This is a genomic window from Agromyces salentinus (assembly GCF_009749395.1).
GTDB classification, from domain to species: domain Bacteria; phylum Actinomycetota; class Actinomycetes; order Actinomycetales; family Microbacteriaceae; genus Agromyces; species Agromyces salentinus.
Genome location: NZ_WBIR01000023.1, coordinates 1 through 24,191, shown reverse-complemented (window position 1 = coordinate 24,191; position 24,191 = coordinate 1). Strand labels below are relative to the sequence as shown.

General features: G+C 69.4%; 14 protein-coding genes. 10 read left to right on the top strand and 4 right to left on the bottom strand.

All coding sequences use genetic code 11. The features are described 5' to 3' along the window. The first annotated feature begins 288 nt into the window (after window positions 1-288). The 4 genes from rpoB (at window position 289) to GQQ95_RS17405 (ending at window position 13,672) form a co-directional block, all read left to right on the top strand. Window positions 289-3,777, top strand: a complete 3,489-nt coding sequence (gene rpoB / locus GQQ95_RS17420; protein WP_157428878.1) for a DNA-directed RNA polymerase subunit beta — start codon at window positions 289-291, stop codon at window positions 3,775-3,777. Window positions 3,778-3,820: 43 nt separating this feature from the next. Then, window positions 3,821-7,717 (top strand): DNA-directed RNA polymerase subunit beta', encoded by a 3,897-nt coding sequence (rpoC, locus tag GQQ95_RS17415; protein ID WP_157428877.1) that lies wholly within the window; start codon window positions 3,821-3,823, stop codon window positions 7,715-7,717. Window positions 7,718-8,021: 304 nt separating this feature from the next. Beyond that, a complete protein-coding gene (locus GQQ95_RS17410; protein ID WP_157428876.1) occupies window positions 8,022-12,401 on the top strand; it encodes a carboxypeptidase-like regulatory domain-containing protein in 4,380 nt (1,459 codons plus the stop codon). Window positions 12,402-12,505: 104 nt separating this feature from the next. Further along, on the top strand, window positions 12,506-13,672 hold the full coding sequence (locus tag GQQ95_RS17405; RefSeq protein WP_157428875.1) for a hypothetical protein: 1,167 nt from the start codon (window positions 12,506-12,508) through the stop codon (window positions 13,670-13,672). 5 nt (window positions 13,673-13,677) lie between these two features. Here GQQ95_RS17405 and GQQ95_RS17400 read toward each other — a convergent pair whose 3' ends face one another. After that, the gene (locus GQQ95_RS17400) at window positions 13,678-14,448 is read right to left on the bottom strand and encodes a hypothetical protein (RefSeq protein ID WP_157428874.1); all 771 of its coding nucleotides are present in this window, start codon (window positions 14,446-14,448) and stop codon (window positions 13,678-13,680) included. Beyond that, complete coding sequence (locus GQQ95_RS17395; RefSeq protein ID WP_157428873.1) at window positions 14,448-14,996, bottom strand: hypothetical protein; 549 nt, start codon at window positions 14,994-14,996, stop codon at window positions 14,448-14,450. The genes GQQ95_RS17400 and GQQ95_RS17395 overlap by 1 nt, the downstream gene beginning before the upstream one ends. Before the next feature lie 111 nt (window positions 14,997-15,107). On the opposite strand from GQQ95_RS17395, the gene GQQ95_RS17390 reads away from it, so the two are divergent. The 3 genes from GQQ95_RS17390 (at window position 15,108) to GQQ95_RS17380 (ending at window position 21,211) form a co-directional block, all read left to right on the top strand. Beyond that, a complete protein-coding gene (locus tag GQQ95_RS17390; RefSeq protein WP_157428872.1) occupies window positions 15,108-16,172 on the top strand; it encodes a hypothetical protein in 1,065 nt (354 codons plus the stop codon). A 25-nt stretch (window positions 16,173-16,197) separates the two neighbouring features. Further along, complete coding sequence (locus GQQ95_RS17385; protein WP_157428871.1) at window positions 16,198-20,529, top strand: type VII secretion EssC family protein; 4,332 nt, start codon at window positions 16,198-16,200, stop codon at window positions 20,527-20,529. 61 nt (window positions 20,530-20,590) lie between these two features. Beyond that, complete coding sequence (locus GQQ95_RS17380; RefSeq protein ID WP_157428870.1) at window positions 20,591-21,211, top strand: FHA domain-containing protein; 621 nt, start codon at window positions 20,591-20,593, stop codon at window positions 21,209-21,211. Between the two features lie 6 nt (window positions 21,212-21,217). On the opposite strand, the gene GQQ95_RS17375 is transcribed toward GQQ95_RS17380, so the two are convergent. Beyond that, window positions 21,218-21,964, bottom strand: a complete 747-nt coding sequence (locus GQQ95_RS17375) for a hypothetical protein (RefSeq protein ID WP_157428869.1) — start codon at window positions 21,962-21,964, stop codon at window positions 21,218-21,220. Beyond that, window positions 21,964-22,584: a hypothetical protein gene (locus tag GQQ95_RS17370; RefSeq protein WP_157428868.1), complete on the bottom strand. Its 621-nt coding sequence runs from the start codon at window positions 22,582-22,584 to the stop codon at window positions 21,964-21,966. The genes GQQ95_RS17375 and GQQ95_RS17370 overlap by 1 nt, the downstream gene beginning before the upstream one ends. A gap of 260 nt (window positions 22,585-22,844) precedes the next feature. Here GQQ95_RS17370 and GQQ95_RS17365 point away from each other — a divergent pair, with 260 nt between their 5' ends. The 3 genes from GQQ95_RS17365 to GQQ95_RS17355 all read left to right on the top strand — a co-directional run bounded on the left by GQQ95_RS17365 (window position 22,845) and on the right by GQQ95_RS17355 (window position 24,159). Further along, a complete protein-coding gene (locus GQQ95_RS17365; protein ID WP_056010942.1) occupies window positions 22,845-23,138 on the top strand; it encodes a WXG100 family type VII secretion target in 294 nt (97 codons plus the stop codon). A gap of 63 nt (window positions 23,139-23,201) precedes the next feature. Beyond that, the gene (locus GQQ95_RS17360; RefSeq protein WP_157428867.1) at window positions 23,202-23,855 is read left to right on the top strand and encodes a WXG100 family type VII secretion target; all 654 of its coding nucleotides are present in this window, start codon (window positions 23,202-23,204) and stop codon (window positions 23,853-23,855) included. Continuing rightward, on the top strand, window positions 23,848-24,159 hold the full coding sequence (locus GQQ95_RS17355; RefSeq protein WP_170297116.1) for a WXG100 family type VII secretion target: 312 nt from the start codon (window positions 23,848-23,850) through the stop codon (window positions 24,157-24,159). Before GQQ95_RS17360 ends, GQQ95_RS17355 begins: the two co-directional genes overlap by 8 nt. The last annotated feature ends 32 nt before the right edge of the window (window positions 24,160-24,191 follow it).

The following is a 24,191-nucleotide window of genomic DNA, read 5'->3' as shown; positions in this document are numbered from 1 at the left end:
GCGCCCCATCCTGCCCCGTTCCAGGGCGGCTTCGAGGCCGCAGTCCCGCGCCTCGCGGCATCCGGAATCTGGGTTATACCTGAGACCCGCGAACAAATCAAGAATCGACTGGACATGGCGCGTCGCGAAGTATATGGTTAACCTTTGCGCTCCCAGACCCACTATGCCTTCATATTGCGGTCGGCTTCGCATGTCGGGTTCATCCCCCGGCATCGGCACGCGTCTCGGGGCAATTCTCTCCGCTACCGACAGTGAACCGGCCCGACGGGGCCGATGGAGGTTATTCACTTGGCTGCTGCGCGCAACGCGACCACGCCCACTCCCAAGAACGGACGCGGTGCAAGCCGTCTCTCGTTCGCCAAGGTCACCGACACCCTCACCGTACCCGACCTGCTCGCCCTGCAGACCGAGAGCTTCGACTGGCTCGTCGGCAACGATGCGTGGAAGGCACGCGTCGAGGAAGCTGTCGAGGCCGGCCGCAAGGACCTGCCCGAGGCCACCGGACTCGAGGAGATCTTCGAGGAGATCTCCCCGATCGAGGACCTCGGCGAGACCATGCAGCTCTCGTTCACGAACCCCGAGCTCGAGCCGCCGAAGTACACGATCGACGAGTGCAAGGAGAAGGGCAAGACCTTCTCCGCACCCCTCTACGTGAACGCCGAGTTCATGAACCACCTCACGGGTGAGATCAAGACGCAGACGGTCTTCATGGGCGACTTCCCGCTCATGACCGCGCGCGGCACGTTCGTGATCAACGGCACCGAGCGTGTCGTCGTCTCCCAGCTCGTGCGTTCGCCGGGTGTCTACTTCGAGCGCACGCCCGAGAAGACGAGCGACAAGGACATCTACTCCGCTCGCGTCATCCCGAGCCGTGGTGCCTGGCTCGAGTTCGAGATCGACAAGCGCGACCAGGTCGGCGTCCGCATCGACCGCAAGCGCAAGCAGTCGGTCACCGTCTTCCTCAAGGCCCTCGGCCTGACGAGCGAAGAGATCCTCGAGCAGTTCGCCGGCTACGAGTCCATCGCCCTCACCCTCGAGAAGGACAACATCCTCACGAAGGAAGAGGCGCTCAAGGACATCTACCGCAAGCTCCGTCCGGGCGAGCAGGTCGCCGCCGAGGCCGCGCGTGCGCTCCTCGACAACTTCTACTTCAACCCGAAGCGCTACGACCTCGCCAAGGTGGGTCGCTACAAGATCAACAACAAGCTCGGTCTCGAGGCGCCCCTCACCGACTCGGTGCTGACCGTCGAGGACATCGTCGCGACGATCAAGTACCTCGTCGCCCTGCACGACGAGCGCACCACGCTGCCCGGCCGTCGCAACGGCAAGGACGTGGAGCTGCGCCTCGACGTCGACGACATCGACAACTTCGGCAACCGTCGCATCCGCGCGGTCGGCGAGCTGATCCAGAACCAGGTCCGCACCGGCCTGTCCCGCATGGAGCGCGTCGTCCGCGAGCGCATGACCACGCAGGACATCGAGGCGATCACCCCGCAGACCCTGATCAACGTGCGACCCGTCGTCGCCGCGATCAAGGAGTTCTTCGGCACGTCGCAGCTCTCGCAGTTCATGGACCAGAACAACCCGCTCGCGGGCCTGACCCACAAGCGTCGCCTCTCGGCGCTCGGCCCCGGCGGCCTCTCGCGAGACCGCGCCGGCGTCGAGGTCCGTGACGTCCACCCCTCGCACTACGGCCGCATGTGCCCGATCGAGACCCCTGAAGGCCCGAACATCGGCCTGATCGGCTCGCTCGCGTCGTTCGCGCGCATCAACTCGTTCGGCTTCATCGAGACGCCGTACCGCAAGGTCGTCGCCGGCAAGGTCACCGACGAGATCGAGTACCTGACCGCCATGGAGGAGACCGGAGAGGTCATCGCCCAGGCGAACGCACCGCTCAAGTCCGACGGGCACTTCCAGGAGGACCGCGTCCTCGCCCGGAAGACCGGCGGAGAGGTCGACCTCATCCCCGCCGACGAGATCGGCTACATGGACGTCTCGCCGCGCCAGATGGTGTCGGTCGGTACCTCCCTCATCCCGTTCCTCGAGCACGACGACGCGAACCGCGCCCTCATGGGTGCCAACATGCAGCGTCAGGCGGTGCCGCTGCTCCGCAGCGACTCGCCGTTCGTCGGCACCGGCATGGAGGGCTACGCGGCCATCGATGCCGGTGACGTGGTCACCGCCGACAAGGCGGGCGTCGTCACCGAGGTCTCGGCCGACTCGGTCACCGTGCAGCTCGACCAGGGCGGAACGCAGACGTACTACCTGCGCAAGTTCGACCGCTCGAACCAGGGCACCTCGTACAACAACCGCGTCGTCGTCACGGCCGGTGAGCGCATCGAGGTCGGCGAGGTCATCGCCGACGGTCCCGCGACCGACAACGGCGAGCTCGCGCTCGGCAAGAACCTCCTCGTGGCGTTCATGCCGTGGGAGGGTCACAACTTCGAGGACGCGATCATCCTCAGCCAGAACCTCGTGAAGGACGACGTGCTCTCGTCGATCCACATCGAGGAGTACGAGGTCGACGCGCGCGACACGAAGCTCGGCAAGGAGGAGATCACCCGTGACCTCCCCAACGTCAGCCCCGACCTGCTCGCCGACCTCGACGAGCGCGGCATCATCCGCATCGGTGCCGAGGTCCGCCCCGGCGACATCCTCGTGGGCAAGGTCACGCCGAAGGGCGAGACCGAGCTCTCCGCCGAGGAGCGACTGCTCCGCGCGATCTTCAACGAGAAGAGCCGCGAGGTCCGCGACACGTCGCTGAAGGTGCCCCACGGCGAGCGCGGAACCATCATCGCCGTCAAGGAGTTCTCCTCCGAGAACGACGATGAGCTCGGCTCGGGCGTCAACCAGCGCGTGGTCGTCTACATCGCCCAGAAGCGCAAGATCACCGAGGGCGACAAGCTCGCCGGCCGCCACGGCAACAAGGGCGTCATCTCGAAGATCCTGCCGGTCGAGGACATGCCGTTCCTCGCTGACGGCACTCCGGTCGACGTCATCCTGAACCCGCTCGGCATCCCCGGTCGAATGAACTTCGGCCAGGTGCTCGAGACCCACCTCGGGTGGGTCGCCAAGCAGGGCTGGAAGGTCGAGGGCAACCCGTCCTGGGCCAAGAAGCTGCCGAAGGACGCGCACGAGGCCGCCCCCGGCACCAAGGTCGCGACCCCGGTGTTCGACGGTGCCTTCGAGGAGGAGATCGCGGGTCTACTCGACTCGACGCTCCCCAACCGCGACGGTGAGCGCCTCATCGACTCGACCGGCAAGACGCACCTCTTCGACGGTCGCTCGGGCGAGCCCTTCCCGTACCCGGTCTCGGTCGGCTACATGTACATCCTGAAGCTGCACCACCTCGTCGACGACAAGATCCACGCGCGCTCGACGGGCCCGTACTCGATGATCACCCAGCAGCCGCTCGGTGGTAAGGCGCAGTTCGGTGGTCAGCGATTCGGTGAGATGGAGGTGTGGGCCCTCGAGGCCTACGGCGCCGCATACGCGCTCCAGGAGCTCCTCACGATCAAGTCCGACGACATCCTCGGCCGCGTCAAGGTGTACGAGGCCATCGTCAAGGGCGAGAACATCCAGGAGCCCGGCATCCCCGAGTCCTTCAAGGTGCTCATGAAGGAGATGCAGTCGCTGTGCCTGAACGTCGAGGTCCTCTCGGCAGACGGCACCGCGGTCTCCCTCCGCGACACCGATGACGAGGCCTTCCGCGCAGCGGAAGAGCTCGGCATCAACATCTCCGCGCGCTTCGAGTCGTCGAACATCGACGAGATCTAAGCCTGGCCAGTAGACGACTACAGAGACTTTCCAAGGAGAGAAATTGCTCGACGCAACAACATTTGACGAGCTTCGCATCGGTCTGGCCACGGCAGAGGACATCCGCAAGTGGTCCTACGGTGAGGTCAAGAAGCCCGAGACGATCAACTACCGCACCCTGAAGCCCGAGAAGGACGGTCTGTTCGGTGAGCAGATCTTCGGACCGAGCCGTGACTGGGAGTGCGCCTGCGGCAAGTACAAGCGCGTGCGCTTCAAGGGCATCGTGTGCGAGCGCTGCGGCGTGGAGGTCACCAAGTCCTCCGTGCGCCGCGAGCGCATGGGCCACATCGAGCTCGCCGCTCCCGTGACCCACATCTGGTACTTCAAGGGTGTTCCCTCGCGCCTCGGCTACCTGCTCGACATGGCGCCGAAGGACCTCGAGAAGGTCATCTACTTCGCGGCCTACATGGTCATCGACGTCGACGACGAGGGTCGTCACGCCGACATGCCCGGCCTCGAGAACGAGATCCGACTCGAGATCAAGACGATCGGCGACCAGCGCGACGCGCGCATCGCCGAGCTCATGAAGCGCAAGGAGGACGAGCTCGCGGCCCTCGAGGCCGACGGTGCGAAGTCCGACGTGCGCAAGCGCGCCGAGGCCGCCGCCGACAAGGAGATGGCCGGCGTCCGCAAGTCGGGCGACGAGCAGATCGCGCACCTCGAGCGCGTGTGGGAGGACTTCCGCACCCTCAAGGTCGGCGACCTGAAGCCCGAGGACTCGGTCTTCCACGAGCTGCAGGACCGCTTCGGCATGTACTTCGACGCCTACATGGGTGCCGAGGCCATCAAGAAGCGCCTCCTCGCGTTCGACCTCGCGGCCGAGGCCGACGACCTGCGCCTGCAGATCGCCGAGGGCAAGGGCCAGAAGAAGATCCGCGCCATCAAGCGCCTGCGCGTCGTCAGCTCCTTCCTGCAGACCGGCAACTCGCCGGCCGCGATGGTGCTCGACGTCGTGCCGGTGATCCCGCCGGAGCTGCGCCCCATGGTCCAGCTCGACGGTGGCCGCTTCGCGACCTCCGACCTCAACGACCTCTACCGTCGTGTGATCAACCGCAACAACCGTCTCCGTCGACTGCTCGACCTCGGTGCTCCCGAGATCATCGTCAACAACGAGAAGCGGATGCTGCAGGAGGCCGTCGACGCGCTGTTCGACAACGGTCGTCGTGGTCGTCCCGTCACGGGCACCGGCAACCGCGCCCTCAAGTCCCTGAGCGACATGCTCAAGGGCAAGCAGGGTCGCTTCCGCCAGAACCTGCTCGGCAAGCGCGTCGACTACTCGGGCCGTTCGGTCATCGTCGTCGGCCCGCAGCTGAAGCTGCACCAGTGCGGTCTGCCCAAGCAGATGGCGCTCGAGCTCTTCAAGCCGTTCGTCATCAAGCGCCTGATCGACCTGAGCCACGCTCAGAACATCAAGGCCGCCAAGCGCATGGTGGAGCGTTCGAACCCGCACGTGTGGGACGTCCTCGAGGAGATCATCCGCGAACGCCCCGTGCTGCTGAACCGCGCACCCACCCTGCACCGTCTCGGCATCCAGGCGTTCGAGCCGCAGCTCGTCGAGGGCAAGGCCATCCAGCTCCACCCGCTCGTCTGCGCCGCGTTCAACGCGGACTTCGACGGCGACCAGATGGCCGTCCACCTGCCCCTGTCGGTCGAGGCCCAGGCCGAGGCGCGCATCCTGATGCTCGCGTCGAACAACATCCTGAAGCCGTCCGACGGTCGACCGGTGACCCTGCCCTCGCAGGACATGATCATCGGCCTGCACCACCTGACGACCGAGAAGCCCGGCGCAGCCGGCGAGGGCCGCGCGTTCTCGTCGATCGCCGAGGCCATCCTCGCGTTCGACCAGAACCGTCCCGGCGAGATCGCGCTCGACCTCAACGCGAAGGTGCGCATCCGTCTCGACGGCGTGCACTTCGCCGAGGGCGACGCTCCCGAGAACTTCGTGCAGGGCAAGCCGTACCTCATGGAGACCACGCTCGGGCGTGCGCTCTTCAACGAGGCGCTCCCGGTCGACTACCCGTTCTTCAACGAGCAGGCTGGCAAGACCCAGATCTCGGCGATCGTGAACGACCTCGCCGAGCGCTACCCGAAGACCGAGGTCGCCGCGACCCTCGACCGCATCAAGGACGCCGGCTTCCGCTGGGCGACCCGCTCGGGCGTCACCGTGGCGCTGTCCGACATCATCACGCCCCCCGCCAAGGGCGAGATCGTCGGCCGCTACGAGAAGCTCGCCGCGAAGGTGCAGTCGCAGTTCGAGAAGGGGCTCACGACCGACGCCGAGCGTCGTCAGGAGCTCATCCAGATCTGGACGAAGGCGACCGACGAGGTCGCCAAGGCCATGCAGGAGAACTTCCCGACCGACAACACCATCAACCGCATGGTCACGTCGGGTGCTCGTGGTAACTGGCTCCAGGTTCGCAACATCGCCGGTATGCGCGGTCTCGTGAACAACCCGAAGGGTGAGATCATCCCCCGTCCGATCATCTCCTCGTACCGCGAGGGGCTGTCGGTGGCGGAGTACTTCATCGCGACGCACGGTGCCCGAAAGGGTCTGGCCGACACGGCCCTCCGTACGGCCGACTCGGGCTACCTCACGCGTCGTCTCGTCGACGTCTCGCAGGATGTCATCATCCGCGAGGAGGACTGCGGCACCGGCAAGGGCCTCGAGCTCCCCATCGGTGCGGTGGACTCCGAGGGCGTGCTCGTGCGCGACCCGAACGTCGAGAACTCGGTGTTCGCCCGCTCGCTCGCGGCCGACGCCGTGAACGCCAAGGGCGAGGTCGTCGCGGAGGCCGGTGAGGACGTCGGCGACGTGCTCATCGACAAGCTCATCGCGGCGAACGTCGAGTCGATCAAGGTCCGCTCGGTCCTCACCTGCGAGTCCGCCGTCGGCGTGTGCGCGAAGTGCTACGGCCGTTCGCTCGCGACCGGCAAGCTCGTGGACATCGGCGAGGCCGTCGGCATCATCGCGGCCCAGTCGATCGGCGAGCCCGGCACGCAGCTCACGATGCGTACCTTCCACACCGGTGGTTCGGCCTCGGCCGACGACATCACGCAGGGTCTTCCCCGCGTGCAGGAGCTCTTCGAGGCACGTACCCCCAAGGGTGCGTCGCCCATCGTCGAGGCCGCCGGTCGCATCACCATCGACGAGTCCGACCGTCAGCGCAAGGTCATCCTCACGCCTGACAACGGCGACGAGCCGATCGCGTACAACGTGCTCAAGCGTTCGACCCTCCTGGTCGAGGACGGACAGCACGTCGAGCTCGGTCAGCAGATCATCGTCGGCACGGTGGACCCCAAGGAGGTCCTCCGCGTCAAGGGCGTGCGCGAGGTGCAGAAGCACCTCGTCGACGGTGTGCAGGGCGTCTACCGCTCGCAGGGTGTGCCGATCCACGACAAGCACATCGAGGTCATCGTCCGCCAGATGCTCCGCAAGGTCACGGTCGTCGACCACGGCGACACCGACCTGCTCCCCGGTGAGCTGGTCGACCGGTCGAAGTACAACGAGATCAACCGCGCGACGCTCACCGAGGGCAAGAAGACGGCGTCGGCCCGTCAGGAGGTCATGGGTATCACCAAGGCTTCGCTGGCGACCGAGTCGTGGCTGTCGGCCGCGTCCTTCCAGGAGACGACCCGCGTGCTCACGCAGGCCGCCATGGAGGGCAAGTCCGACCCGCTGGTCGGCCTCAAGGAGAACGTGATCATCGGAAAGCTGATCCCCGCGGGCACCGGTCTGAACCGGTACCGGAACGTGGCGGTCGAGGCGACCGAGGAGGCGAAGGCGGAGCGGTATCCGAACCGCATCTTCACCGACGACGCGTCCTTCACCGAGGGCGACCTGAGCTTCGTCGACTTCGATGCGTTCTCGAACGACGACTTCACGCCGGGCAACTACAGCTAGGCGCGATTCGCTCGACGAACGGCCCCCGATCCGCTGCGGATCGGGGGCCGTTCGTCGTTTCACAGGCTTGGAGGAGGAGCGCCCGCCGACGGCGGGGAAAGCAGCCACGCTCGACCAGCGGCCATCCCCTACGATGAGTCCACCCGAACCCGTGCGTGCCGGAACTCCGAGCCGGTCGCTGCCCCACCCTGAGGACCCATCCGTGCGCGTTGTCAGAGTTCCCGAATCTTCGCCTCCGGGGCAGCCGCTGCCGCGCGCAGGCCGCCATTCCGCAGTTGTCACTGCCGTCGCGGCAGCACTGATCGTGATCAGCAGTATCATCGCGCCGGGCCCGGCCTACGCCAATGAGGCCGACGACTCAGTTCCCGCAGTGTCCGGACGGATCATCGACAGCGATGGTGCAGCGGTCGTAGGTGAACGAGTCACTCTGGTACGTGTGACCGCAGACTACTTCGGCAATGTCCAGACCGAATCCGCGGGCTCGAGTCTGACCGGTGCTGATGGGAGCTACAGCATCTCCGTGTCGAGCGGGGTCTCCACTGATTCGTATTTTCGGCTCATGGTTGCGACCGGGCCGTCATCACCATTCCTCGATCGGACCGACGGGCCGATTTTCGCGCCACGCGGTGCTCAGACACGTGTGGACCTCCAATTGGCGCGGGCGGGGAGCATCTCGGGCACCGTGAGAGATGGGTCCGGTCGGGTGGTGAGCGGCTACGTCTCGTTGTTCCGCTCGCCGCACGACGGTACGAGCGGGCCTGTTCGAACAGTCCGGGCCTCGTCAGGATTCTTCTCGGTTCCAAAGGTCGCCCCGGGCGAATACCTGATCAAGCTCAGTCCGTCCGAGGAGCCGGCTACGTGGTGGCCCAGCGCGGCGAGCGAGCGCGACGCGGCTTCACTCCGAGTCGAGGAATCGAAGCCCTATTCGGTGGCGATCACGACGATCGTCACGGGCACGATCGCCGGAACCGTGACGAGCGTTGAAGGGCCGATGATCGACAAAACGGGCCCGCGCAGCGCGAGAGTGACGGCTCACCGGCTCGACGGGGACGAATTCGTCCTCGCCGGATCATCGTTCGTCGGAGACGGCGGCGAGTATCGGCTCGACGTCCCGCCAGGGCGTTACGCCCTCGAGTTCGTCGGAACTGACCGCTTCGCACGGAACTTCACCGGTGGGGCGAGCCTCCTGAGCGAGGCCGACACTTTTGTTGTCGAATCAGGCGCAGTCGAACTACTCGACGCAGAACTCGATTACGGCGGAACCATCGAGGGGAGCGCGGAGGGCGCCAGCGTCGTGGAGGTCTCTGACGCCGACGGCCGCGTCGTCGGTCGCGTCCGGTTGACATCCCCATACCGCATCACGGGGCTATCCGCAGGCGAGTACACGGTCCACGCCTATGGCGAGCCCTTGGGAGACGAGAACTACCTCCACCAATGGTGGCCCGGCGCTTTCACCCGTGACGGGGCCACCGCCATCCAGATCGAGGCCGGAGAATCTCGGACCGGCTTAGATTTCGCCGCCAGCCATGGTGCAACGTTTGAGGGAAATGTTCGGGTGTGGGAGGAATCTTGGATGCCGGTCGGCCAGGCGATCGTGACCGGCCTCGCCACCGACGGCCGTGCTCTCGCGTCGACCAGCTCGGATGTGTTGGGCAGATTCGAGCTCAACGCGGTCCAGCCCGGAGTTGTGCGGTTGCGAATCGAGTCCGGCTCCGGTCACGAATGGTACTGGCCGGCGGCCAAGAGCTTCGAGACCGCAGGCACGCTGACGGCGAAGCCGAGTGAGACGATCCGGGGCATCGTCACCGGGCCGGAGGCAACAGTGAGCGATCCTGTCGTGTCTGGCACGCCCGCAGTCGGACAGACGCTCACCGCTTCGTCGGTCTCACCGGTCGCCGGAGCCGACATCACGTACCGTTGGGGTGGCCGAGGGTTCGTAGATCGCGTCGGGCCCTCGCTCGTCGTCACCCCCGAGATGGCGGGTGGGGGGATCGTCGTGACCGCGACCGCGACGAAGCTCGGGCACACGACGATGACCTCGAAGTCTGTCTGGCTGCCGGAACGGGTCCTGAACTGGGGCAAGCCGTGGTTCGGTGACGGCCAAGCGCCGGCTGTCGGCTTCCCGCTGAGGATCTTCGATTCGCGGGGGAGCACGACCGGCGCAACGGCAACGACGCGGCAGTGGTTCGCCAACGGCGTCGCCATTCCCGGCGCGACCGGGGAAACATTTGTGCCAAGGCTGGCGGACGAGGGCAAGCGCCTGACCGTGCGTACGACCGGAAGTGCGCCCGGATACGCCGACGGATCGGCGACGTCCGACCCTTCGACTCGAGTGATGAAGGTCGGGACCCCGAAGGTGAATGGAACTGCGCGGGTCGGGGCGACCCTCGTGGCAGATCCCGGCATCTGGACGACGGGCTTGTACGTCTCATATGAGTGGACGATCGACGGGGATTGGTCGGGGTCGCAGAATGAGAGACAATTCACTGTGCCGGCGGATGCCGTCGGCAAATCGATCGGCATCGTCGCCTGGGGTGAGAACGAGCAAGCGGGCTACGACCGTGTGTTCATGTACTCCGCAGAGACTCCGAAGGTCGTCGCTCCGAGAACTCCGATCATCCACGGCACGCCATACGTCGGGTCGACGCTCACCGCGGATCCGGGTGATTGGGGGGTGGGCGCTCCAATCGAGTACCAGTGGCTCGTGAACGGGACGAGCATCCCCGCAGCGACTGCCAAGCAGTACCGTCCGACTACGGCGGATGCTGGAAAGCCGATTACCGTTCGCGTTCGTGTCAGTGATCGCGCGTGGGCGTCGGCGACCATGACCTCCGCGCCGACGCAGAAGGTCGCGCTGGCGCCGGTGCCGAAGGTCTCGGGCACGGCTCGAGTCGGCGGCAAGCTGACCGCAACACCGGGCACCTGGACCAAGGGCACGACACTGACCTACCAGTGGTATGCGAACGGCACGGCGATCTCGAAGGCCACGTCGCCGTCGATGACCCTGCCGTCCTCGCTCGCGGGAAAGGCGATCACGGTGAAGGTCACCGGTCGCCTGTTGGGCTATCCCACGGCGACGCGATCGAGCGCGGCGACGGCGAAGGTGACGGCGTGGTCGCCGCCCACGGTCTCGGGCAGTCCGAAGGTCGGCGGAACGCTCACGGCGAATCCGGGCGCCTGGACGCCCGGCACGTCATTCGCGTACCAGTGGTACGCGAACGGTGTCGCGATCCCGAAGGCGACCGGCAAGACCTTCGTTCCCACGGCGGCGCAGGTCGGGCGGACGGTGGCGGTGCGGGTCAACGGATCGCAGGTGGGCTTCGGTTCGATGACTTCGACGTCGCCGGCGACGTCCACGAAGGTGGCGCTGGCACCGGTACCGAGCATCTCGGGTACCGCACGCGTGGGCGCCCGGCTGATCGCAGTGCCCGGCACCTGGACGACAGGCACGGTGCTGTCGTCGCAGTGGTATGCCGATGGGATCGCGATCGCGAACGCCACTGCCTCGTCGTTGGTCGTTCCATCTTCACTCGCGGGCAAGGCGATCACCGTGAGAATGAGCGGACGCCTGGCGGGCTACCCGACGGTCACGCACGCGAGCGTCCCGACCGCACGGGTGATCGCGTGGTCGACCCCGACGATCTCGGGAACCACCGAGGTCGGCGCCACGGTGACCGCGAATCCGGGAGTCTGGTCGACGGGAACATCGTTCGCGTACCAGTGGTACGCGAACGGGGTCGCAGTCTCGAAGGCGACGGGCAGAACGTTCGCGCCGACACCGGCTCAGGTCGGTGCGTCGCTGACGGTCAGGGTCACGGGTTCGCAGGCCGGTTTCGGCTCGGCCTCGGCGACGTCGAGCCCGACGATGACGAAGGTGGCGCTGACTGCCGTCCCGAAGGTCTCCGGGGAAGCACGCGTCGGTGGAATGCTCACCGTTTCCCCGGGTGCCTGGACCACGGGCACGGCATACACCTACCAGTGGTACGCCGACGGCGTGGCGATGCCCGCCCGCACGACTCCCTCGCTGGCGCTCACCGGTGCACAGCTCGGCAAGACCATCACGGTCGTCGTCAGCGGCAGGCTCGCGGGCTACCCGACGCTCAGCGAGCGATCGGCGGCCACCGGCAGCATCGTCGTCTCCGGAACGCCGACGCTGACCGGTGAGGCGCAGGTGGGGGCGACGCTCTCGGCGAGTCCTGGTGATTGGACAGGCGTGATCACGTTCGCCTATCAATGGCTCGCGAACGGCGTCGCCATACCGGGTGCGGCCGGCGTCACCTATCAGGTTCCGCCTGAACGCCTCGGACAGCGGATCACCGTGAAGGCGACCACTGCAGAGACGGGCGTTGCCGTAGTGTCGGCGGTCTCGGCACCGACCTCGGCGGTCGTTGCGGGATCGATCCAGGCGGGCGCCCCGACGATCATCGGTGTCGACAACACGTTGGCGCTCGATCCTGGCGACTGGCCCGCGCTCGCGGCACTCACGTTCCAGTGGTACCGGGATGGAGAACCCATCGCCGATGCCCACGGAACTTCCCTCGACATCGACGGACAGTCTGGGAGCTATCGGGCGGAGGTCACCGCATCGGCGACCGGCTACACGACCGTCACGATTGCGTCATCCGAGTTCGTGGTGCCGGCCGCGGTGCCCACCGAGCAACCGGTCGGCGCGCTCGCCGAGTAGACGCCGCTCCGAGAAGCACCGCGCGCGCTCCACCGCCTGCGCGATGCGCGTTGCTAGCATGAGCCGACGACCGCGGGTGCAGGGCGCCCGGAAGGAGCGCGAAGATGAGCGACAGGACGAGTGGTCCCGACCAGACCGGCGCGGTGCCGGCCGACGAGGGCGACACGAGCCAGACGTCGACGACGGATGCCGCAGCCGACGTTCCCGCCGAGACGGCCACGCCGAGCACCGAGAACGATCTCGCGAACGCCCTGACGGCAGAACCCGCCGCCGAGCCGGTCCCGGCCGATGAGCCGCAGGCCGAGGCCGTGGCGGAGCCGCCCGCGGCCGAACCCGTCCCGAACCCCGAGCCCGTCCCGGTCGTCGACGCGCCCGCATCCGACGTCCCCGAGCCCGTGGTCGTCGACGCACCCGAGCCCGACTCCTCGGTGGATGCCGAACAGGCTCGCACGGCCCGCCTCGACGAGGCCGTGCAGCGCGCGAACGCCGGCGCCGTGGCATCCGACGAACCGGCCGTGACGGCATCGGAGCCGACGGTGCCGGTCGAGCCCGTGCACGACGAGCACGAGACGCCGATCGACTACGACGCGTATCCCGAGCCGGTCAGCGCCGACAGCGTCCGCCGCGAGACCTACGTGCCCCCGGCGCCCGAAGCCGTCGCTGCGGCGGGAGGGGCGGCCACCCTCGCGCCCGAGCCCGTCCCGCAGCAGCCGCAGACCATCTACGTGCAGGCGCCCGTGCCGCCGAAGACGAAGGGCAACCGCGGGTTCGGCGCCCTCGTGGCCGCGATCGGCGCGGTCGCGTTCGCCCTGCTCTACGCGGGCGTCTCCTACCTGATCCTGATCGGCCGCGGTGATTCCGACCGCGCGGCCGACGTGTTCGTCTCGTTCCTCGGCAGCGCCGTGTTCTGGGTGCCGATCGTCGCCGTCTTCATCGGCTTCGCGCTGCTCGCCGCCATCATCAACCGCGGACCGTGGTGGATGTACGCCGTGTTCGGTCTCCTGGTGGGCGTGCTCGTCTACTTCTCGTACATCGGGGCTTCCCTGCTCACGGTCCAGGCGTGGACCCTCACGTTCGACGAGGCCGCCCGGTTCATCGGCGAGCGCTGGCTCGACCCGTTCGCGATCGCCGCGGCCGTCATCGCCCGGGAGATCCCAATCTGGTTCGGCGGATGGATCGCGGCCAGGGGCCGCACCGTCACCGAGCGCAACCGCGTCGCGCGCGAGACCTACGACCGCGAGCTCGCGGCTGGTCCGAAGCCGGTCGGCTGACCTCGTCAGCCCTCGGGGCAGGCGAGGTCCTGGGCAGCCGCGGCGATATCGACCTCGGCTCCCCACTCGGCGAAGGTGAAGCTCGCGTCGCCGGACTCGTCTGCGGCGATGTAGGTGCGGGGGAGTGGCGGTCCGTAGCGCTCGACGGTGAGCACGCCCACGGTCGCGCCCTCGCCGATCACGATCTCGAGCACCTCGGCGTCGCCGACGGGGTCGCCCACGGCGAGCGGGGCGCTCGTGAGCATCGCCGAGACGAGGTCGGCGGGATCGAGCATCGGTGCCCACCGGTCGAGGACCGGCTCGGCGCCGACCGTGCAGACCACCTCGCCGGCGGTCTCGGGCGCGCCGATCGTCTCCGCATAGGCCGCGTTGCCGAGCACGTGCGCGACGCCGTCGTCGACCACGATGCGGGCGGACGACGAGCCGGACCTAAGACGGGCGTCGAAGGACCCGGGGCGTCCGCGGTAGTCCACGCTGAGTTCGCGCCCGCGCACGAGGTCGGCTTCGGGGTCGGGGCGCGTGGTCTCCGTGAAGGAGCCGGCCGCGTGCACCGGTCCGGCGGCGCGAACGGCGGCGAGCACCTCGTCGGCGATGTCCTCACCCGACACCAGCCAGAGGCCGTTCCCGTCGGCCTGATCGTACGACTCGAGGTCGACGCCCGCGGGGGGCTCGGGCGGGGGCGGCGCCTGGGCGCACCCCGCGAGGAGCGACGCGGAGATCCCGGCCACGAGCCACGCCCGGACGACGGCCCTGCTCCGCGCTGGAGTGCGCCGCATCACGCGTCCGCGTCGGCCGCGCAGATCCCGGCGCCCCGCTGGGCATCGAGGGATGCCGCGTCGAGGCTGACCTCGGCGGTCTGGTCTGCGGGCCGGACGACGAAGCACGTCGACTCGTCGGCGACGCCGGCTGCGGACGGGATCCATGCCTCGGTGCCCCGCACGAGCTGCGTCAGGTCGGTCACGCCGCCGTCGCCGTCGACGGCGTACAGCGCGTAGGCGGCGTCGGGGCCGCCCCAGTCGAGGTGCAGGTTGCCGCCCTCGACGGAGGCCGAGAGGCCGTCGACGCGCACGGAGTCGTCGGTCACGATCGAGATGATCCACCAGGTGGCCGCCCCGGCGAGCGCGAGGAACGTCAGGATCATCGAGACGAGCATCGCCGGATGCCGCCACCAGCTCCGCTCGCGGTCGGGGGCCTCCGCGAGTTCGGGAAGCACGGTCGAGCCGGCCCCGAGGGCGCGGCCGCCGGCGTTCTCGCCGAGCACCGGCTGTCCGGGTGCGTGGCCGAAGACCGCATGGCCCGACGGTGGCATGAGCCGATCGGTCATCGCCCGTTCCTCCTGGTCGCCACGGTCGGCGGCACCGACCGCGTACCATGCTATATCGGCCCCCGAACTGGGCCGGCCAGGGGAGGGAGCACGGTGAGGCGCATCGCACGCATGAGGTCGTTCCTCGCCGCCGTTCCCGTCGCCCTGCTGCTCCTCGCCACCGCCACCGCACCCGCCGTGGCCGCCGAGGACCCGGCCTCCGCCGAATCCCAGAGCGCCGCCGAGGTCGAGATCCCGTACCTCGAGACCGCCGAGATCCAGCCCTCGCCGCCGTGGCGCATCGCCGACTGCGACGTGCCGCGCTCGGCGACGCCGCTCGTCGTCGCGTGCGACGGCGAGCGCATCGTGCTCTCCGCGCCCGAGTACGACCCCGAGGCCGGCGTCACGGTCCTCCCGGTCACGCTCACCGACGGCACGGTATCGATGACCGTGGCCTATCGGGTCACCGCGGCCCCGCCGCCCGCACCGGAGGTCTCGCCGTCCGCGACCGTGCGGCCCGTGGCATCCGCGAGCCTGCTGCGCATCCCCTTTTCCGACCTCGGCGCCACGTGCACGCGCTGCGGCGGCGGTGCCGGCCTGATCGCCCTCGGCGTCGAGCCGGCCTCCGCGGGGTCAGCCTGGGCCACCCCGACGCATCTCGTGTTCCGAGCCTCCTCCACCTTCACCGGGCCCGCCGAACTCGGGTTCGGCGTCCTCGACGAATTCGGTGCGGAGACGAAGGGCAAGCTGCCCGTCTCGGTCTACCCGGCGGATGCCCCGCTCATCGCACTCGACGTCTTCGTGCCGCTCGACGGCTCGGCGGGCGTCGAGGTCGACCTCGCCTCGCTCGTCACCTCGATCGCCGGCGACGACGTGGTCCTCGTGGGCTGCGGGGCGTCGATGCACGGCAGCGTGGCCTGCGATGCCGACGGCGTCGCCCGCTACGTCGGCTCCGGACAGGCCGACCAGTTCGGCTTCCAGGTCGCCGCGGGCGGCGAGCAGGCCGCCGGGTCCGTGACCCTCGTCCCGGCCGACGCCGGTCTCCCGACCACGGGTCCCGTGCCGACCGCGCCCACCGGCGCGGACGACGACGAGGCCGTCACCACCCTGTTCACGCCGCCGGCGCCCATCGAAGACCTCGCCACGGGCGGCCCGTTCGACGCCTTCATCGCCCTCCTCGACCGTACGAGTCGATGACGACCACCTCCGAAAGGCAGCACCCATGAGCCTCCGACTCACGCTCGACCAGCGCTCCGGCGATGCCGCCGGTTCGTGGATGCTCGACGTCGACGAGGGCACCACCGTGGCCGAGGTCGCCGAGGCCCTCGGCGTGCCCGAGACGCTGCTCGCGAGCGACCTCGAGCCGGCGACGCCACTCGCCGACAGCGCCGTCCTCTCCGGCGGCCAGGTGCCGCAGGCCTCGCACGCCGACACGCCCGTCGGCGGCCTGCGGCTCGAGCTCGTCGGCGGACCGTTCTCCGGCGACTCCCTGCCCATCGTCCGCGGAGCCGCGGTGAGCATCGGCAGCGGGGCGTCCGTCTCGCTCTCGATCGCCGACCCGGCGCTGCTCTCGCACCACGTGACCATCACGGTCTCGCCGGGCGGCGCCGGCAGTGACGGGCGACCCGTCCCGTTGACGGCGTCGGTCGTGCCCGAGCCGGGCGCCGAGATCTGGGTCAACGGCGTCACGATCACCGAGGCCACCGACGTGGTCCCGGCCGACCTCGTGCAGGCGGGTTCGACCATCTTCCGCCTCGGCATCTCGCCGGCCGGCGACGCCGACCTGACACGCGACGCGCTCGGCGCCCGGGGGTTCAACCGTCCGAGCCGCATCCGCCCCGCGGCTGAGCAGCCCGTCGTCGCGCTGCCGGGCGACAAGCCCGACGACCCCGACCAGTCGCCCATGCCGTGGCTGTCCGCCATCATCCCGGTCGTGCTCGGCGTCACCATGGCGATCGTGTTCGGGCGGCCCATCATGCTGCTGATGGCCGCCGCGAGCCCCGTCATGGTGGTCGGCTCGTTCCTCGCGAACCGCAAGCTCGCCAAGAACAAGGGGATCAAGACCGAGCAGCAGTGGATCGACGAGGTGCGCAGCACCGAGGCGCGCATCGGCGAACTGGCCAAGCGCCAGCGCATCGAGACCTGGTACCGACTGCCCGACCCCGTGGTCCTCTTCGACATCGCGACGAGGCCGCTCGCTCGGCTGTGGGAGCGTCGGCGCACGGATGCCGACGCGCTCTCGGTCCGGGTCGGCGTGACCGAGGTCGCCCTCGACGTCCGATTCGAGGGCGGCGGCAAGGACCGGACGAGCGCGCGCCGCGTCGGTGTCGCACCCGTGCCCGTGGCCGCGGACCTGCGGTCGGGTCCGCTCGGCATCGCGGGTCCCGTCGATGCGACCCGAAGCCTCGCCCGCGTCATCGTCGCCGGTTGGGCGACGTTGCGTTCACCGCGCGACGCCGAGCTCGTCGTGCTCTGTCCCGACGATGCCGAGGCCGAGTGGGGCTGGGTCCAATGGCTGCCGCACGCGCAGCCCGCCGGCGCCGCCGCGTCGCTCGGCAACTCCGACGACTCGCGCCGCGAACGCCTCCGCGAGCTCTCGGAACTCCTCGAGCTGCGCATGCGCATCGCGGGACAGCGCGGTGCCGAGCCGCCCAGCAGCGTGCTCGTCGTCGTCGACGGAGCGCGTCGTCTCCGGATGCTGCCCGGCATGGTCCAACTCCTCGAGCACGGCGCCGCACACGGGATCCACGTCGTGGCCCTCGACACCGAGCGGGCGCGGCTTCCCGAGGAGGCGAAGAGCGTCGTCGCCATCGACGCATCCGACCCTGCGGTCGCCCGGGTCGAGACCGGCACCGACTACCACCCGGTCGTGCTGCTCGACGGCCTCTCGGTGCCCCGCGCCGAGCTGATGGCGCGCAGCCTCTGCTCGCTGCGGCACGTCAGCGGAGTCGGCGACGACGCCATGCTGCCCTCGAGCGTGCGGTTCGCCGACCTCCTCGCGATCGACCTCGACGACCCCGAGCCCCTCGTGCGTCGCTGGCAGACCCAGCCCCGCAACACGTTCGTCGTCGTCGGCGCGACCGGCGAGGGGGAGTTCGCCGTCGACATCTCGCGCGACGGGCCGCACGCCCTCGTCGCAGGCACCACGGGTTCGGGCAAGTCCGAGTTCCTGCAGGCGCTCGTCGTGAGCCTCGCGCTCGCGAACCGACCCGACGCGCTGAACTTCGTGCTCGTCGACTACAAGGGCGGGTCGGCCTTCGCCGACTGCGAGCGACTCCCGCACACGGTGGGCATGGTGACCAACCTCGACGCCCGCGAGACCGAGCGCGCCCTCGCCTCCCTCGACGCCGAGCTCAAGCGACGCGAGAAGGTCCTCCGCGACATGAACGCGAAGGACGTCGACTCCGCCTGGGCGAGGGACGCCGACACGGCCGCCCGCCGTGGCCTCGCACGCCTGATGATCGTCATCGACGAGTTCGCCGAGCTGCGCACCGAGCTGCCCGACTTCATCGACGGCCTCGTCCGCATCGCGCGCGTCGGCCGCTCGCTCGGCGTCAACCTGGTGCTCGCGACGCAGCGCCCGTCCGGCGTGGTCACGCCGGAGATGCAGTCGAACATCAACCTCCGCGTCGCGCTCCGCGTCACCGACCGCACCGACTCCTCCGACATCCTCGGTTCCGGGGAGGCCGCGCTCATCAGCCCGACGACGCCGGGTCGCGGGTTCGTGCGCACGGGTCCGTCGTCGGCCCCGGTGGCGTTCCAGACCGCCCGCGTCGCCGGCATCCGCCCCGGCGTGCAGCGCAGCGTCAAGGTGCTGCCCCGCAAGGCGCCGCTGCAGTGGGACCTCCTCGGGTTCCCCGCCAAGTACCCGAAGGCCGCGTCCTCGCAGTCCCAGGTCACCGACCACGACGACACCGACCTGCGCGCGCTCGTGAACCTCATCACCGCCGCGACGCAGCAGCTCGGCATCCCGAAGAACCCCTCGCCGTGGCTCGTTCCGCTGCCGGCCGTGCTTCCGCTGGAGAAGTTCCAGGACCAGCACGTGCCGGAGCGCTCGATCGTGCTCGGCCTCGAGGACGTGCCGGGCGAGCAGTCGCAGCGCAGCCTCACGTGGAACATCGAGACGGACTCGCACGTCCTCTTCCTCGGCGGTGCGCTCTCGGGCCGCACGACGGCGCTGCGCACCATGCTGGGCCAGCTCGTGCAGGAGTTCACCCCGGCCGAGCTGCACCTCTACGTCATCGACTTCGGCAACGGCGCCCTGCTGCCCCTCGTCGACGCGCCCCACACCGGCGCCGTCGTCACGCAGCTCGACTCCGACCGCCTGCCGCGCCTCGTGCAGCGGCTGCTCGAGGAACTCGGACGTCGCCAGTCTGTGCTGTCGACGGCCGGCGTCGGGCACATCTCCGAGCAGCGGGCGCAGGCCGACGCCGCGTCGCGGCTGCCGTACGCGATCGTCGTCGTCGACGGCTGGGAGCGGATGCTCTCGACCATGAACGCCGACCAGCTCGTCACCTTCCGCGACCAGTTCATGCGGGTCCTCCGCGAGGGTCCGGCCGTGGGCGTGCGCGTGCTCGTCACGGGCGATCGCGGCGTGTCGGGCGACAAGATCTCGTCCTTCATCGACGAGCAGTACGTGCTTCCCCTGCGGGACCTCTCCGACTACCGCACGGCCGGCATCCTCGCGAAGGACGTCCCGATGGACCTCCCGCCCGGACGCGTGCTGTTCGGCGCCGCGGGAGCCGAGGCGCAGATCGCAGTGCTCGTGCGCGACACGAGCGGCGAGGCGCAGACCACCGCGCTCCGGCGCATCGTCGAGCAGGTGCACGACCACTTCGACCAGTTCCCGCAGCTCGCCGGCCTGCCGCAGCCGGTACGGGTCGACCCGCTCCCGGGCCACTTCGCCCTCACTGCCGCCTACGAGCTGCCCCTCGGCGACTCCGGGCCGGCCGACGGTCCGGTCGTCGCCGTCGGCGGCGACGTGCTGTCGCGCTTCACGATCGACTGGCCGGCCGAGGGCGGCCTGCTCGTCACCGGCCCGCGAAAGTCCGGCCGGTCGTCGGCGCTGGCCGCGATCGTCCACCAGCTCGCTTGGCGCAAGACCCCGCTGCTCGTCGTGGCACCGCGCGAATCGGTGCTCACCGAGGTCGCCGCCGGGCACGGGATCTCGGTGATCTCGGCGGGCGACAGCGATGCGGCGGCCGTGCAGCAGGCGCTCGACGCCGCGGGTGAGTTCGTCACGGTCGTCGTCGACGATGCGGAGCAGTACAAGAACGCGCCGATCGAGCACGCGCTCACGGGCTCCAAGCACCGGGCGGTCTTCATCGTCGCGGCCGACTCGGAATCGCTGTCGACCCTCTTCGGCGGCCCGGTGGTCGAGGCGAAGCGCTCGCGCCGCGCCCTCGTGCTGCGCCCGGAGTCCGCCGTCATGGGCACGCAGGCGATCGGATCCCCGATCCCGAAGTTCATGCTGGGGCGCGGCACGCCGGGCTCGGCCGTGTTCACCACCCCCTCCGGCTGGCTTCCCGTGCGCGTGCCCGACATCCGCCAGTGACGGGCCCGCGACGCACGTAGACTGACCCGGGCGAATCGCCCACTCGAGGAAGGACCGACTCGTGGCCTCTGCCCGCTGCGTCTACTGCGACGCGACGCTGCAGCCGAACAGCATGTACTGCGTCGAGTGCGGTCAACTCATCCCGCAGCAGCCCACTCGCCCGCCGGTGCCCTCGCAGTTCGCGACCCCGCATCGCGCGACGCCCGTCGTCGCGCCGGCCCAGGCCCCCGGAGCGCAGGGCGGCGCCGTCGCCCCGGTGCCCCTGCCCCGCACCCTGCCGTGGCAGCAGCCGGGCTCGAGGTCGGATGCCGCGGCGCAGGCCACGCCGGCGCCTGCGACGCCCGCCGCGGTCGAGCGCATCGAGCTGGCGTTCTCCACCGGGCAGCGCGTGATCGTGTCGGGCAGCGCCGTGATCGGCCGCAAGCCCGCCGACACCGCCCTGGCGATGGGCGTCCGTGCCGTCGAGGTGCAGGACGACACGCGCTCCGTCTCGCGCGTGCACCTCTTCCTGGACGTGGCCGATGGTCGCATCCACGTGGGGGACGCCGGCTCCGCGAACGGCGCCCGCCTCGAGCGTGCCGGCCGCATCCAGCAGCTCGAGTCCGCGGGCACGCGGGTCGAGGCATCCGTCGGCGACACCGTCTGGCTCGGTGACCTCTCCTTCGAGATCCGTCCGGCCTGACCCGCCTCAGCCCAGTTCGGCGGGCCAATCCGGATCGAGCAGCGGCCCCTTCCACTTCATGTAGCCGAAGGTCGACTCGTGCATCGAGTGCGGGATGCCGCGAGCCTCCGCCTCGGCGAAGAGCACGCGCACGACGGCCTGGACGGTCTGCTCCGAGAGCACCGAGTCGAGCAGAAGCGGCAGCAGGCCGCGCCGGAGGCCATCGGGCCAGCGCCCGTAGAGGCTGACGCGCTTCGCGGCGCCACGATCGGCGAAGGCGGTGCGCAGCGTCTCGCCGTCGCGCACCGCGATCTCGCAGAGCACCGTGCCGTTGCCGGCCTTCAGCGCGAGCGAGCCGAACCAGCCGAAGACCGGGACCGCCCGAAGCCGGGAAGTGCGCGGACGATCGTTGAGCACGCCGATGAACACGACATCGGACCACGGGATGAACGGCGAGTTCGCGAGGGCGACGCCGCCCTCGGTGACCGAGCAGGCCACGGCCCCGTCGCCGGCGAGCAGTCGGAGGATGCGCGCGCGCAGGACGCTCGTGACGATGAGGGAGATGCTGAGCACTCCCAGCACGCCGACCAGGGCGATCGTGAACCACGATCCGAATCCGGTGGTGATCATGACGATGACGGCGGCCACCGCCGCGGTGACGAGAACCGCTCCCGTGAGGATGAATCCGGTGTTCCAGCGACGGGCGGAGTGCGCCTTCGCGGGGTCGACGAGTGCCTGGAACCGAGCCTGTTCGGGCGTCGCGTCGACGCCCATCAGCCGAGCAGCGTGGGGTCGATCGTGCCGCTGCCGCTCGGCCGACGCGAGAAGTCCTCGGGCGCGAGTCGCTTCAGGTCGACGAACGCGCGGTCCCGCAGCGTGATGAGCGGCCAGGACGGCGCCTTCGCCCCCGCGCCGTTCTGGATCGTCACGAAGGCCAGCCGATCGGCATCCGCTCGGTAGACGGACACCCGGATGCTGCCCTTCTTGTGGTTCGGCACGGGGAGGTACTGCGCCGGGTCGCCCGTGGCGAACCGCGCGTGCATCGCGTCCGCGACATCCGGGCCGCCGGCGACGACGAAGTGTCGCGCCGTGAGACGCGTGCCCGTCTCGACGCGCTCCCAGCGGTGCGACCCGCTGATCGCGATCCAGGCGAACACGAACGCGAAGAACGCGGAGATGAGCACGAGTGCCGGGGCGACGACGCCACGAAGCCCGGAGCGCCGCCCGGTCATGTCGCCGGCGCTGTCGCGGATGGACTCGAAGTTCACGAGCACGAGCACGAGCCCGACGAGGGCGAGCAGCGCCAGGACGGCGAAGACCGCCGTGCGGCCGGTCGCGCGCGCGAACCGGAACAGCTGGGGGCGGGCGGCGAGGGTGGCGTCGTCGGGGCGCACGTGCGGCCTTTCGGTCGAGAGACGGGGATGCCTCGACTGTACCCATTCGACGCCGAGGCGTCCCGCAGCCTCGGCGTGCACGGCCGGCCAGCGGCCCCCCGCATCCGGCTGCGGACGAGTCGCCGGAGTGCTCCCCTCCGACGGGGAGTCCTCCCCATCGGAATCCGGCGGCCCAGAGGGTAACGTGTTCGAAGCACGGGGAATCGGAGTCGTACTCCGCTCCGAGTTCATACGAGGCATCCACTCAACGGAGGAAAATCATGGCGGAGATCCGCGTCACGTCCGACTCGCTCGCCGGTGTCGCCGGGCAGCTCTCGAGCGGTTCGCAGTCGATCGAGTCCCAACTGTCCAACCTGAAGTCGCTCGTCGAAGGTCTCATCTCCGGCGACTGGTCGGGTACGGCATCGCAGAGCTTCAACGAGCTCTACTCGCAGTGGGACCAGGCCGGCCTGCAGCTGAAGGAGTCCCTCCAGGGCATCAGCGACCTGCTCAACCAGGCCGCCCTGTCCTACGAGGACAGCGAGAACGCGATCGCCGGCACGTTCAACGGCTGACATCGCTGATTCGAGCGCCGGGGTCGACAGGCCCCGGCGCTCATCCGACGGGAAGGGATTCCGGTGGTCTCATTCAGAGTCCGCGCGACAGCGCTGAGCGAGGTGGCTGCGCTGCTCGGCACCGTCCTGTCGACCTTCGACACGAACCTGTCGACGGTCGATTCGCAGGTCAAGCGCACGGTGGACGTCACCTGGAAGGGCGACGACGCCGAGAGCTTCGCCGAGGGGTGGGCGACGTTCATGACGACCGCCGGGTTCGTGCGGCAGTCGCTCGCGGCACTGCAGACGGGCCTCATCGCCGCTGACGGCTCGTACACGCAGAACGAGTCGGGCGTGCAGCGCTCGTTCAACGGTCGGGCACCTTCCGTCGCGGCCATGCGGTCGAACTCGGGCAAGCTCGGTGCAGTCGTCGACCGTGGCGAGGAGCGGGCAGAGGACATGGCCGAGTTCTTCGGCCGCGATTACGCCGGCGACGGCGAGGCCGAGCTCTACGGCGGCGGCATGCTCGGCGCCCGCAAGAGCACCGGCCAGGCGACCGGCGGCGGGAGCGGCGACAGCGACCGAGACGGCGACGACGACGCCATCGGTGAGGGCGTGTTCCGCGTCGGCGAAGACGGCGAGCCGGCTCTGGTCGACGGCGCCGCTGCCGTCGAGATCGGCGAGGTCCCGGTGGTCGATGCGTCGGCCGAGAACGCGACGGGGGAGAAGAATGTCTGAGCAGCAGGCCGACACGGCCGACCTCAAGGCGCTCGCCGACATGCTCGGCGAGCTCGTGACCTATTGCACGGCCCTCAAGCAGGGCGCGAGCGGGTTCGCGTACATGCTGCCCGCCGAGTGGCAGGGCCCCGCCATGACCAACTTCCTCTCCATGTTCGAGAAGTGGCAGATCGGCGCGGAGGCCATGTCGCAGGCGGCCGAAGGGCTTCAGGACCAGGTCGACGGTGCGCACAAGGCCTACACCGAGACCATCGAGTCGCTCGACGAGTCCTGGAGCAAGCTGGCCTCCGGCCTCAGCGCCTGACCACGATCTTTCCCGGCGCGGGGGGGGGGGGG